Origin of the sequence: Nitratidesulfovibrio sp. HK-II (genome assembly GCF_003402415.2) — a bacterium.
Taxonomy (GTDB): Bacteria; Desulfobacterota; Desulfovibrionia; order Desulfovibrionales; family Desulfovibrionaceae; genus Cupidesulfovibrio.
On record NZ_AP036014.1, the window covers coordinates 2,292,185 to 2,304,392 of the forward strand.

Genomic DNA, 12,208 nt, shown 5'->3' on the forward strand with positions numbered 1-12,208 from the left:
GGTTGTCCGAGCCACCCGCGGGAAAAAGGCCGGGGTGCCCTAGCCGAGGCGCTCCGCAAGCCACTTGGGCGTGAAGATGCGCCCGTCATAGCGCAGCAGCGTGCGCGCCTCGAACCCGGTCTCCTGCCGCAGCAGGCGGGCGAACTGGCCCGTGGCGTTGCCTTCCACGCACACCACTTCCCCGGCAGCCTGCAAGGCGGGCAGGAACTGCGCGGGGTCCAGCGGCCAGACCTGGGTAAAGCTCATGACGCCCACCGTGCGCCCCTTGGCGCGCAGCAATTCTGCCGCTTCCGCCACCGGCCCCTCGCTGGAACCCCAGCAGACCAGCAGCAGATCGGGCTTGGCATCGCCGATGACACGGGGGGGAATGCACAGCTTGCGCAGCCCTTCTCCCTTGCGCAACCGCTTGTCATTCATGGCGTTGCGCAGGCCAGCGTCCTCGGTGATGTTGCCCTGCTCGGTGTGCTCGTGACAGTCGGCCAGCACCAGGGTTTCGGTGAAGCCGGGCACCTTGCGCGGCGAGACGCCGCTTTCGGTCAGCTCATACCGCTTGTAACGCTTGAACTTCGGCCCGCCGCCCGGTGAAAAGTCCGGCTCGGCCACCGGGGGCAGCGCATCAAGGTCGAAGGGCGTCACCGCCCGGTACGAATCGGACAGGTACTGGTCGGTCAGCACGAAGACCGGCGTCTGGAAGCGCTCGGTCAGGTCGAAGGCCGCGTGGGTGAGATGAAAGCAGTCCTCGATGGTGGCCGGGGCCAGGATGGCGCGGGGAAATTCGCCGTGCCCCGCGTACAGGGCCAGGTTCAGGTCTGCTTGTTCAGTGCGGGTAGGCAGGCCGGTGGCCGGGCCGGGCCGCTGGGCCAGCACGATGACCACCGGGGCCTCCATGACGCCCGCAAGGCTGACGCCTTCGGTCATCAGCGCAAAACCGCCCCCGGACGTGGGCACCAGCGCCCTGGCCCCGGCATAGGTGGCCCCGAGGGCCATGTTCATGGCGGCTATCTCGTCTTCGGCCTGTTCCACCACCACGCCCAGCTTGCGCCCCTTGGAAATGAGTTCCTGCGCCACCGAGGTGGCCGGGGTCATTGGGTAGAACGAGCAGAACTTGACGCCTGCCGCCAGCGCGCCGAGGGCGATGGCCTCGTTGCCGTGCAGCATCATGCGGCCCTTGGGTCCCTTGGGCGTGGGCAGCGCGGCGCAGCTTGCGCGGTGGGCTTCCGCCCATTTCCAGGCGTCGTCCAGCACCTTCATGTTCTGGCCGACAACCTCGTCGCCCTTCTTGCCGAAGGTCTCGCGCACCAGCCCTTCCATGGTGGGCCTGTCCACGCCCAGCAACGATCCCAGCACGCCCAGCGCGGCCACGTTCTCGAAGATGGGGCGGGGGGCCACATCCTTGAACGGCACGGGTACGGCCCTTGCGCCTTCGGGGTCCAGCGCCGCGTCCAGGATGATGATGCCGCCTTCCGCCATATCTCCCTTGTGCAGGCTGACGGTTTCCTGATTCAGGGCCACCAGCACGTCCATGGCCTCCGCCGGGGCGGCGATGGGCGCGTCGTGCACACGGATGCTGTAGGTGTTGTGGCCGCCGCGCACGCGGGACATGTAGTCCTGCGACACCACGACCTCGTAGCCGCTGCGGATCAGAGCCCTGGTCAGCATCTGGCCGATGGTGACCAGACCCTGCCCGGCCTCGCCGCCGATGACGATGTTTCTGCCCGTGTGGCTCACGCCGCACCTCCTTGCTTGTGTGCCGTCTCTCCGTTGTTCCGCTCCGCGCACGGGGGGGCATGCGCAGGCGGGCGACCGGTCCGGGGCCTCCCCTGGGAGGAGCCCCGCCGGTTCGCCCGCCCTGATGTCGTTCGCGTCTAGGCAGGGGCGGCAGGCATGGTGAACACCCGCGCCGCCAGATCCTTGTCCAGCATCAGCACGCCCTGCCCTTCGCCATTGATGAGCCGCAGCTTGTTCAGCAGGTCGTTCACGCCGTCCTCTTCCTCCACCTGCTCGGTGACGAACCATTGCAGGAAGATGTTGGTGGCGTGGTCGCGCTCTTCGATGGCCACGTTGACAAGGTCGTTGATGCGCGCGGTGACGTGCCGCTCGTGCTCCAGGGTCTTCTGGATGACGTCGAGCGAGCCGCCCCACGTGGCGGGGGGCGCGTCGATGGGTTGCAGGATCACCCGGCCGCCGCGTTCGTTGATGAAATCATAGAACTTCATGGCGTGGAACAGTTCTTCCTGCGCCTGCACCCGCATCCAGTTGGCGAACCCGGCAAGCCCCATGTCCGCGAAGTAGGCGGACATGGAGAGGTACAGGTAGCTGGAGTACATTTCCCACTTCACCTGATCGTTCAGGGCCTGATTCATGCGTTCGGAAAGCATCGTGGTCTCCTTGGGAATGGGCGGATATCCGCCGGAACGCGCAGTCCCGCCTGATGCGGCCGGGACGGGAATAACACGGCCGGGCCGGGCGATCGAATCCGCCCGACACCGGTTCACGCAATATCCGGCAGTACTTACCATAGTACACGAAGGGCGGGTTTGCGCAAGGGGATGGCCGGAAAGGGATTGCCCGCACCGGCGCGATGCGGTATGCCCCCGCCTGCGCGGCACGACGTGCGGGACCGCCCCGCCGCCGTCCACACGGACGCCACGTCCCACAGCACCACGTCCTGGCCGCGCCGCAAGGAGACCACATGTACAGCATGAGTTATGGCTTCGGGCACGCCCGGGCCGCCCAGACCACCATTCCCTGCCGCGCCTGCGGCACCGCGCTGCGCGTGGAACGCACCTGCCACGAGGTGTTCCTGCGCTGCGAAACCTGCCGCACCACCCACGGTGTGGGCGAATACGTGGCCCAGATGGACGACGCGCTGGAGTCGTTCATGGAAAACGTGTACTGCGACCGGACGTAAGGACGGGCAGACGCGTTTGCGCAGGCAGCGACGCGAAAGGGGACGGAGGCCACGAGGCTTCCGTCCCCTTTCGCGTGCGCGGCGGATGACCAGCAGGAAAAACGGCCGCAGGCAATGACGGCGCGAGGGGGGGCGGATGACCGGCTGGCTGACTGGCCGGATGGCTAGGCGAAAGGCGGGCCGAATGACGGAGCAGAAGACGGGAAAGGGCACATCAACGGGGGGGGGGCAACGCACGGGCGCTGCCCCCTGCATCCTGCCGTCAGAAATAGCCCAGGGCGTGCAACGAGGCCAGCATCGCCTCCTTGTCGGCGGCCCGCCCGGCCCGTTCGCCGCCGCCCTCGGCCCCGCCCGCCACGGCATCCGGCGGCATGGTGCACGGCACGCAGCCCAGCGAACGGTAGCCCCGGTCGTACAGTTCGCAATGGGGCAGGCCAAGCTGCATGGTGGCGGCCCACACGTCCATCTCGGTGAATTCCAGCACGGGGTGCACGCGCAGGTGGGGCGGGTCGGCCACCGGTTCGCGCGCCGGGCGCTCCGCCCGGTCGGGATGCTCGTCGCGGCGAATGCCGGTGAGCAGCACGGCCGCGTCCAGTTCGCGCAGGGCGCGCAGCAGCGGAAGCACCTTCAGGTCGCGACAGCAGGCGGCCCGGTCCACCGCCACGGCATAGCCGGGCGCGACGCGGGGGCGGGCGATGCGCAGATCAACGCCCCAGCGGGCCGCCAGTCCGTCCCGAAAGACCAGCACCTCCGGAAACTTGCAGCCCGTGTCCAGGTTCAGGGCCAGCGGCGTCGCGCCGGGGGCATCCCGGTGCAGCACGTCGCGCCACAGGGCCAGCGCCAGGGTGGAATCCTTGCCGCCAGTCCAGGCAACGGCCACGCGGTCCGGCCCGTGCTGGGCCAGCACCTCGCGCAGCAGTTGGCGCGCACCGTCAATCTTGGCATCAAGACTCATTGACATCCTCCATCCGGCTGGGCCGGAGAGGGACGGTCTATCCCTTTCACAAGGCCTGGGCAACCGTAGCCAGCGCGTGGCAAGGACAAGATATCCCGACGGACGTGGCCATGCCCCCGCATCCACATGTCTCTGATGTGGACCTATGCGAGGCAGGTGCTGGTTTGGTGCTGGTCTGGCCGCATACGGCGCGGCCAGGCGGGCAACCTGCCGCCGTCCCAGAAAAGAAGTGCATGCGCCCGCACGAAATCGCTTGACGATCCGACCCCATCGGGCATATATGCCTTCTCTCGCTGCGCCAGTAGCCCAGCTGGATAGAGCAACAGGCTACGAACCTGTAGGTCGGAGGTTCGAATCCTTCCTGGCGCGCCAGCAAAAAATCCGGATTTGGCAGGATAATGCCAGCCTTTCCGGTAGTGTTCCGGAGACACGCGCCAGTAGCCCAGCTGGATAGAGCAACAGGCTACGAACCTGTAGGTCGGAGGTTCGAATCCTTCCTGGCGCGCCACTCTTGCATGCACCGGACCATGCGCCACGGCAGTCGCTTCCGTGGCGGGCGCAAGCCCGCGAAACAGCACACCTTGCGCGCCAGTAGCCCAGCTGGATAGAGCAACAGGCTACGAACCTGTAGGTCGGAGGTTCGAATCCTTCCTGGCGCGCCATGCAAGCAAGCCCCCGGAGCCCCGCTCCGGGGGCTTTTGCGTTGCATGCCGTATCTTGACAGGCAGCGGAGACCGCGCAAGAATGTATATGTGTTTTGGGGCGCCACCGCGACAGCAGAGAATCTAGCTGGCTGCATACCCGCCGCCACATAGGCGGAGAGGGGATGGAGGGAACGCTAGTCCTCCCCGGCGGTCATCCCCTTCACGCAAAGCCCCGGCAGTCCGCCGGGGCTTTGGTGTTCATGCCCCACCGAGCAATGCTGCCGCATGCGCCTTGCCGCTTGACCTCCCTCCCCCGCGCCGCCTACCATCGGCACATGAATATGGGGTGATACTCCGGCACGCGTCCACCGGGTCCTGCCACATTTCCTGGCAGCATCCGCGTGCCCTACCCGAAAAGACAGCCCATGCACGCCAGCCATTCCTCTCCCATCTCTCCCACGTTCGCGGGCCTTGCCCTGGCTGCCGCGCTCTGGTGCTTGCTGGCCCTGCCCGCCGCCGCGTACGCGGAAACGGAGCAGACGGCCCCAGCCCCCCAACGGGAACTGGCCATCATCGCCTTCCACCGTCCGCCATATTACACCTTCACCAACGACAAGGCGGGCGGGCTCCTCATCGACGCCGTGTGCCGCGTGCTTGACGCCGCGCGGATTCCCTACCACGTCGCGGAAATGCCGCCCAAACGCATTCTGATGTACCTGGAACAGGACGCAGACGCCTACGCCTGCTCCCCCGGCTGGTACCGCACCCGCGAACGCGAGGAATTCGCGCGGTTCAGCGCGCCCATCTACCGCAACCTGCCCCCGGTGGCCGTGCTGCGCGCCGACATGGCGCATCGGGCCAGCGGGGGCAAGGAGCTGCCCGCGTTGCTCGCGGCCGAGTTGCGCCTGGTGCTGCGCGGGGGCTTTTCCTACGGGGGGGCCATCGACGAGGCCCTGGCCCGGTCACGCGCGCCCATCTACCGCAGTACCGCCGACAACGGGGCCCTGCTGGAAATGCTGGCCTCCGGCCGCTACGACATGACCCTGATGGAACAGGAGGAGGCCGCGGAACTGCTGCGCCTGTCACCCCGCCTGCAACGGGCGCTGGTGCTGGTTCCCCTTGCCCAACCCGGCGGACAGGCCGGACAGGCCCCCCAGACCCGGCACCTGATGTGCGGACGCGGCGTGGACGAAGCGCTCATGCAGCGCATCGACGACGCAATTGCCAGCGTGCTGCCCGACATGCCGGGGGACATGCCGGGCGGCGCGACCGCCCCTTGAGCACATTTTCCATCCCGATCACACGGGACCGCCGTCGCCGCTCTCCCCACGGCCGTCCCGCCCGTCCCCTTCGCCCCCCAGGCGCGGCAGATGCCCGCCCTGCAAGACCTCCGGCTCGCATGTGATAATCATTCAGCCTCGCTGCGCATCGCGGCAATCTGCGGATAATCCGGCGTCTCGCACGACGCCACGAGGTTGCCATGCACACCCCCCATCCCCACCCCGCGCGGACAATGCCTGCCCGCTGGCTGCAGCCCCTGCTTCTGGCGCTTCCGCTCGTCGTGTGGATTTCCTTCCAGCCCGCCTGCCACGCCGCCCCGCCCCCGTCCCGCACGGCTGGGGGCGCACCACGCGAAATCGCCGTGTACGTCTACCATCGGCCCCCGTTCTTCACGGCCACCCCCGAGGGGCAAAGCGGCGCCATGGTGGAAATGACGCGAATGGTGCTCGAACGGGCGGGCCTGAAGCCGCGCATGATCACCAGCGACTTCAATGAAATTCTCGACATCTTCCGCAGCGGTGCGCCCTTTGCCTGCGCACCCGGCTACTACCGCACGGACGACCGGAAACAGTTCGCCCGTTTTCCCACCCCGCTGTACCAGCCCCTGCCGCCAGTGCTCATCGTTCGCCGCGCCGATGCGGGGCTAGCCGCCTCTGCGCGCAGCATCGATGCGCTGCTGGCGGGCGGGATGCGCGTGGTGCTGGGCGATGGATACGGCTACGGCCGCTGGCTGTCCGAGGCCCTGCAACGCACCGGGGCGACGCCCGCGCGGTCACGCGAGGAGAACGCAGAACTGCTGCGTTCCATCGCGAACGGCGCGCACGACCTCACCTTCATGGGGCACGAAGAGGCCGTGCTCCTGCTGCGCGACCATGCCGACCTGTGCGGCAGGTTGGTGCTGCGCCCCGTGCCGGGCGCCCCAGCGGGCGAACCACGCTGCCTGATGCTGGGGCGCGGGGTGGACGAGGCCACCGCCTTGCGCATTGAGGCCGCCATCCGCGAACTGGCCGATACGCCGCGCTACCAAAAACTGGTGCAGTCGCTGCGACGTGAATGAACCGCCCGGCCCGCGCGCCAAGGTTTCGCCAAACGCCCTCCCCCAAGCGCCCGCGCGCGTGTGCCCGCCACCTCACCGCCGCAGCGCTTCGCCCCTGCCCGTCCTGCAGGCGCCACCCTCCGCGACACAAAGCATCGGCCCCCGAAAGGCGCGGGCCTGATGACGACAAAGTAAAAGGGACGCCCCGGCCAGCCGGAGCGTCCCTGTCTTACGGATGTGCGAGCCTGCCGCAGCGTTACTGCTTGGGCGCTTCCGCCGGCTTGGCCGGGGCTTCCGCCTCAAGGCGCTTGAAGGCGATGTTCAACTTGTTCAGTTCGGCCACGATGTTGCCGGTAACGTCGGCGTTGGGACCGGCGGAGAGCACGTTGTCGTTGCCCACGATGACGTCGAGGCCGTTCTTTTCGCGGTAGGAATCCAGCACCTTCTGCAGGTTCTCGTTCAGCACGGAGATGACCTGCTGCTGCTCGGCGCCCATGCGCTTCTGGTAGTCGGCGAAGGCTTCCTGGAACTTGCGCTTGTTGTCGTCGCTCTGGTCCTTCTGCAGCGATTCCTGCATCTGGTTGAGCTGGTTCTGCATTTCCTCGTGCAGCGCTTCGAGGTGCTTCACCCCGGCCTTGCCCGCCTCGCTTTCCTGGTAGACGCGGGCGGTGTTCACCACGGCGATGCCGCCGGACTTGGGCTGGTTGCACCCGGCAAGCGCCACCATGGCGGCAAGGGCCAGCAGTACGAGGGCATATCTCTTCATGAACGACTCCTGTTTCGGAACGGTTGGCCCCGCGCGGGGGCGACCACGGGCTTGAATGCCGTGCCCGCTGGGCAGGGCGGCGCGCCGAACGGCGCGACCATCACCCCTTACGCCCTTTCGCGTTGCAACACAACGAGGCAGGAAGGGCCTGGCCGGACCATCCGCCTCATCAGGCATGCGACAATAGGGCATTACTATTTCACCTTGAGCGCAGCCGATGGACAGCACATGCCGCGCGCTCCGGCGGCAAACCGCGTCGGTTGCATCCGGGGCGCGTGAAAACCACGCTGTGCCGCAAACGCCGGAAAGTCCCCCTTCCCGGTGCCCGGCTAATGGATGGATGAAAAATTCTCCAGCGAGGCAAGCACCTTGTCCACGTACTTGCGCGATTCGTCGGCGGGCATGTGGCGCACCAGCTTGTCGTAGACCTGCTGGGTGGTCATGGCGTTGATCATGGCCACGGCCTTGTCCCTGTCGGGGTGAAAGACGCGCAGCAGCGCGTTGGGCCCGCCGTTGTAGGCTGCGATGACGCACAGTTCGCGCGTGGCCGGGTTGGCGATGTCGAAGAAATGCCGGTTGGCCAGAAGGTGCAGGTACACCGTGCCGTAGCGGATGTTGGTGCCGGGGTCGAACAGGGCGTCGCGGGGCGGCTGGCCGGGCGTGCCGTGCAGGTAGGCGTGCACCTCGCCCCCGGCTGTTTCCGGCACGATCTGCATCAGTCCCAGGGCCTGCGCCGGGCTGACCGCATTGGGGTTGAAGCCGCTTTCGGCGTGCATGATGGCCAGCACCAGACGGGGGGAAAGATTGTAGCGCCGGGCGTAGCGGTCCACCATGTCGCGGTATTGACGGGCGCGCAGCAACATCTGCTCGGGGGTGGCTGCCGCCAGCACCTCGCGCGAATTGCCGCCGTACACCGGCCGACGCACCCCGGCCACGGCCGAACGGCGCGTGGTGGCGCATTCTCGCGCCAGCAGCCGGGCGCTTTCGCCGCGCGTCCAGCGCAACGGGCGACCACTCTGGTCCAGCGCCTCTCCGTAGAAGGTGGGCTCGACCACTTGCATGGGTTGCATGGGTTGCATGGTCTGCATGGGCGGCATGCCGCCATCAATGCGCAAGGGGTCCAGCCCCGGCAGGATCATGGGGGCGGCGTCGGCCATGGCGTCCACGGGACGGTGCCCGTCCACCGTGGGCACGGCCACCCCGCCCCCGGCAAAACTGACCGAGGGCGTCGACTGCGAAACCACGGCTTCTTCCGCCACGGCCCCGAGCACGCCGGGCAGCCCCATCGACGCTGCCACGGCCGGATGCACGGAGGCGGGAAGCGCAAGGGATTGCGTGGCGGGCGAAGCCGCGGCGGCGATGACGTCATCAAGCTGGGCGCGGGCATCCTCGGGGCGTGCTGTTGCGGCGCGCATGCGCCACTGCTCGCCCATGGCCACGGGGCGCTCCACGGCGGGCTTGGCGCGCAGCACCCTGTCGCTCAACGGCGCACGCACGAACGGGCTGCCCGCGTCGGGCACGAACCCGGCCACCAGGCCGAGCACGCCCACCGCCAGCGCCGCCGCGGCCAACAGGCCGCCACATGCCGTGCGTTGCCGTTTCACCCACCCTCCATCACGAAACAGGCGCGGCATGCGGGGCGCTGGACGCGCCGCGTGCATGCCTGCATTACCGCCTTTCGTTTCGTGAACCGTTTTCCGTGACTGCGCCATGCCCCGACAAAAAGCAAATTCCGCGCCAAGGCCCACGCACGCCTTGTTTCCGTGCGCCGACCGCAGGCCGGGACCGGACCGAAGCCGGCGCGCCAGCGCGCGGCAGTCGGAAAGCCGACGCCGCGTTATCCCGAGCATAGGGGGTGAACGCCCGGCGGGCAAGCCCCATGGCCATCTTACAGAGTATCGGACGACGGTGGGCACGGCTTAAGCCCCCTCGCCCTCATGGCGCGGCCCCGGCACGGAGCCACGTCCCCCCATGCAACGGGCCGCCGCCCCCTGCAACGGGCCGCCGCCCCCTGCAACGGGCCGCCGCCCCCTGCATGGGGGCGGCGGCCCGAAGTTCAGCCATTATTGTGTTTCTACAAGCCCTTGCGCTCGAACCACCGGAACAGCAGCAGCGCCCCCGCCGCCAGCGGCACGATGACCAGCCAATGATTCACGCCCAGCATCTGCGGCAGGGTGATCTTGCCGTAGTTGCCCCAGGTCAGCAGGGTGGCCTTCATGGCCGGGTAGGCTTCGGCGTACAGGGCAGCACCGCACAGGCTGCCAAGGATGCCCCACAGGGCGTCCCAGCGGCCTTCGCCCAGCGCGCCCAGCGAGGTGCCGGGGCAGTACCCCAGCAGGCCCCAGCCCAGCCCGAAGGCCAGCCCGCCTATCACATTGCCGCCAAGCACCAGCGGCTTCACCGACAGTTTCGCCATCTCCAGGTCCACCAGCAGGTACACGCCCACCATGGCCACAACCACGGTGGACAGCATGAACTTGACGATGGTCATGTCGCGCAGGCGCAACGCGCCCAGTTGCCGGTCGTGGCGCAGCACTTCCGAGCGTTGCAGGAAAATGCCGAACAGAATGCCCGTGACCAGTCCGTAGGTAAGATCCATGGCTACCTCCCCCGGTACAGGATGCGCGCCATCACCAGGCCGCCCGCGAAGAAGCAGGCCAGCGCCACGAAACCGCTCACCGAAAGCTGCAGCGCCCCGCTGAGCCCATGCCCGCTGGGGCAGCCATCGGCCAGACGCGCGCCGAACATGGCCAGCGCGCCGCCGCAGAAGGCCGCAATGCCGCGCCGCACCTTCGACGGGCCGAAGCGTTCCGCCCAGCCCGGCGGCACCGCCTGCCAGCGGAAGGTGCCCGAGGCCAGCGACGCCAGCAGCGCGCCCACGAATATCCCGGCCACGAACATCCACTGCCAGTCCACCTTGGGCGCTTCCTTGACGAAGTATTCCAGCGCGGCCACGCGGTCGGGCGCGAACACTCGCTCCATGAAGCCCGCCGAGCGGACGAAGGTAGTGGACGCGCCAAAGTACTTGCCCGTCACCCACACCGATCCCACCACCAGCAGGCCGCTCAGCGCCCCGCCCAGATAGGGGCTCCACGGCTTGCGCCCCGGGCTTCCGGAATTCTGTGCGTCCATGAACGCCTCCCTGAAGTTTGGCGCATGCTACACCGCGCGTGAGTGTGTGGCAACCGACATGAAGAATTTCGCACTACGTGACGCCCCGGCGGTGGCGTGCCGACGCGGTACCGCATGCCGTGCAAACACGTGGAGACGAGCGGGGGTATGGCAGCGAAGGACAAACGTCCGGCGCGGCGGGAATGCCGCAAAGCGGCAACCGGCGGCCTGCGCCGCCCTACTCCGTGGATTCGCCGTTCAGGAAGGCGGCCGCCAGCGCGGTCATGGCGTCGAGGTCGTCGGGCCTGATCCAGTGGATGCGCCTGTCGGCGCGGAACCACGTCAGCTGCCGCTTGGCGTAGGCACGGGTGTTGCGCAGCCACAGCAGCCGGGCCTCTGCACAGGGCAGTTCGCCGGTGAGGTGGCGGTACAGTTCGGCACAGCCGATGCCGGACCAGCCGGGCGCGGCCGGGTCGTCGCACACGGCGCGGGCCGCGCGCGCCTCGTCCAGCGCGCCCGCCGCGAGCATGAGATCGATGCGGCGGTCGAGCCGGGGCGTGAGTTCTTCGAGGCTCATGTCCATGCCCATGCGCAGCGCCGCGAAGCGCGGCGGCGGCACGGGCCGGGCATGCCACCACGAAAGGGTGTGTCCGGTGCCCTCATGCACCTCCAGCGCGCGCACGGCGCGCTGACGGTCGTTGGGGTGGATGCGCGCGGCGTACTCCGGGTCGATGACCGCCAGCCGGGCATGCAGGGCGGGCGCGCCCAGCGCGTCGCATTCGCGCTCCAGCCGCGCGCCGATGGCCGGGTCCACGCGGGGGATGTCGGCGATGCCGTCCAGCAGGGTCTTCAGGTACAGGCCGGTGCCGCCCACCAGCAGCGGCAGCAGCCCGTTTGGGCGTGACGTGTTCTGGCGCAGCTCGTCGATGGCCGCCGTGGCCCGGTCGGTCCAGACGCCCGCGCTGATCTTTTCCGTGCTGGGCAGAAAGCCGTACAGCAGGTGCGGGCACACCGCGCGTTCCTCCGGCGAGGGCTGCGCGGTGATGATGGGAAAATCGCGGTAGACCTGCCGCGAATCGGCATTGACCACCCCGCCCCCGAAGGTGCGCGCCAGGTGCAGCGCCGCCGCCGTCTTGCCCGCCCCGGTGGGGCCGACCAGACAGATCACGCGGATGGGGGGCGTACGGGTCAATGAACCTGAAGGATTATCGGAGAGGGCCATCACAATGCCGCCCCCCGTTTTATAAGCAAACGAGGATTTTTGTTCGCTGGCAAGGAAAACAAGTCTGCCATGAGGGAGTATACTCTTGTCGTATTCGACCGACATGGCAGGCGAAGTTTGACGCCGCCAGCGGACAAAAGGACCGTTTGCTTGAATACGCTAAAACGTAGGCGCCATCGGCGGCGTCCCCCCGCCGTAGCCCTCGTCGTCGGAATCCAGGCCGCCGTTGCGCAGGGCATCGTCGCCTTCGGCGCTGAGGCCCGCGCCCATGCCGCGCGGCAG

11 protein-coding genes and 3 tRNA genes are annotated in these 12,208 nt (G+C 68.1%); 6 read left to right on the forward strand and 8 right to left on the reverse strand.

The annotated features are described in order from the left end of the window. Window positions 1–39: 39 nt before the first annotated feature. Window positions 40–1,728, reverse strand: coding sequence for a 2-oxoacid:acceptor oxidoreductase subunit alpha (locus tag RVX_RS09400; RefSeq protein WP_116305661.1), 1,689 nt, complete (start codon window positions 1,726–1,728; stop codon window positions 40–42). A gap of 137 nt (window positions 1,729–1,865) precedes the next feature. Beyond that, the gene (locus tag RVX_RS09405) at window positions 1,866–2,378 is read right to left on the reverse strand and encodes a ferritin (RefSeq protein WP_116305662.1); all 513 of its coding nucleotides are present in this window, start codon (window positions 2,376–2,378) and stop codon (window positions 1,866–1,868) included. Window positions 2,379–2,692: 314 nt separating this feature from the next. Here RVX_RS09405 and RVX_RS09410 point away from each other — a divergent pair, with 314 nt between their 5' ends. Continuing rightward, window positions 2,693–2,911 (forward strand): dual CXXC motif small (seleno)protein, encoded by a 219-nt coding sequence (locus RVX_RS09410; protein ID WP_116305663.1) that lies wholly within the window; start codon window positions 2,693–2,695, stop codon window positions 2,909–2,911. A 262-nt stretch (window positions 2,912–3,173) separates the two neighbouring features. Here RVX_RS09410 and RVX_RS09415 read toward each other — a convergent pair whose 3' ends face one another. Further along, window positions 3,174–3,866, reverse strand: a complete 693-nt coding sequence (locus tag RVX_RS09415) for a phosphoadenosine phosphosulfate reductase family protein (RefSeq protein WP_116305664.1) — start codon at window positions 3,864–3,866, stop codon at window positions 3,174–3,176. A 295-nt stretch (window positions 3,867–4,161) separates the two neighbouring features. Between RVX_RS09415 and RVX_RS09420 the strand changes: the two genes are divergently transcribed. From RVX_RS09420 to RVX_RS09440, 5 genes are all read left to right on the forward strand, one after another. Further along, a tRNA-Arg gene (locus RVX_RS09420) sits at window positions 4,162–4,238 on the forward strand. 59 nt (window positions 4,239–4,297) lie between these two features. Beyond that, a tRNA-Arg gene (locus tag RVX_RS09425) sits at window positions 4,298–4,374 on the forward strand. Between the two features lie 77 nt (window positions 4,375–4,451). Next, a tRNA-Arg gene (locus RVX_RS09430) sits at window positions 4,452–4,528 on the forward strand. A gap of 407 nt (window positions 4,529–4,935) precedes the next feature. Next, window positions 4,936–5,790: a substrate-binding periplasmic protein gene (locus tag RVX_RS09435; RefSeq protein WP_116305665.1), complete on the forward strand. Its 855-nt coding sequence runs from the start codon at window positions 4,936–4,938 to the stop codon at window positions 5,788–5,790. A gap of 200 nt (window positions 5,791–5,990) precedes the next feature. Further along, window positions 5,991–6,848 carry a substrate-binding periplasmic protein gene (locus tag RVX_RS09440; protein ID WP_230404516.1) on the forward strand — a complete coding sequence of 286 codons (858 nt, stop codon included), beginning with the start codon at window positions 5,991–5,993 and terminating at the stop codon, window positions 6,846–6,848. A gap of 235 nt (window positions 6,849–7,083) precedes the next feature. Here the strand turns inward: RVX_RS09440 and RVX_RS09445 are convergent, their stop codons facing one another. From RVX_RS09445 to miaA, 5 genes are all read right to left on the reverse strand, one after another. Continuing rightward, complete coding sequence (locus tag RVX_RS09445) at window positions 7,084–7,593, reverse strand: OmpH family outer membrane protein (protein ID WP_007521230.1); 510 nt, start codon at window positions 7,591–7,593, stop codon at window positions 7,084–7,086. Between the two features lie 329 nt (window positions 7,594–7,922). Next, on the reverse strand, window positions 7,923–9,197 hold the full coding sequence (locus tag RVX_RS09450; protein WP_230404517.1) for a transglycosylase SLT domain-containing protein: 1,275 nt from the start codon (window positions 9,195–9,197) through the stop codon (window positions 7,923–7,925). A gap of 470 nt (window positions 9,198–9,667) precedes the next feature. Further along, window positions 9,668–10,192, reverse strand: a complete 525-nt coding sequence (locus tag RVX_RS09455) for a DUF6691 family protein (RefSeq protein ID WP_116305667.1) — start codon at window positions 10,190–10,192, stop codon at window positions 9,668–9,670. 2 nt (window positions 10,193–10,194) lie between these two features. After that, window positions 10,195–10,725 carry a YeeE/YedE thiosulfate transporter family protein gene (locus tag RVX_RS09460; protein WP_116305668.1) on the reverse strand — a complete coding sequence of 177 codons (531 nt, stop codon included), beginning with the start codon at window positions 10,723–10,725 and terminating at the stop codon, window positions 10,195–10,197. 217 nt (window positions 10,726–10,942) lie between these two features. Beyond that, entirely contained in the window at window positions 10,943–11,926 is a 984-nt protein-coding gene (miaA, locus tag RVX_RS09465) for a tRNA (adenosine(37)-N6)-dimethylallyltransferase MiaA (RefSeq protein ID WP_116305669.1), read from the reverse strand. Window positions 11,927–12,208: the final 282 nt, after the last annotated feature.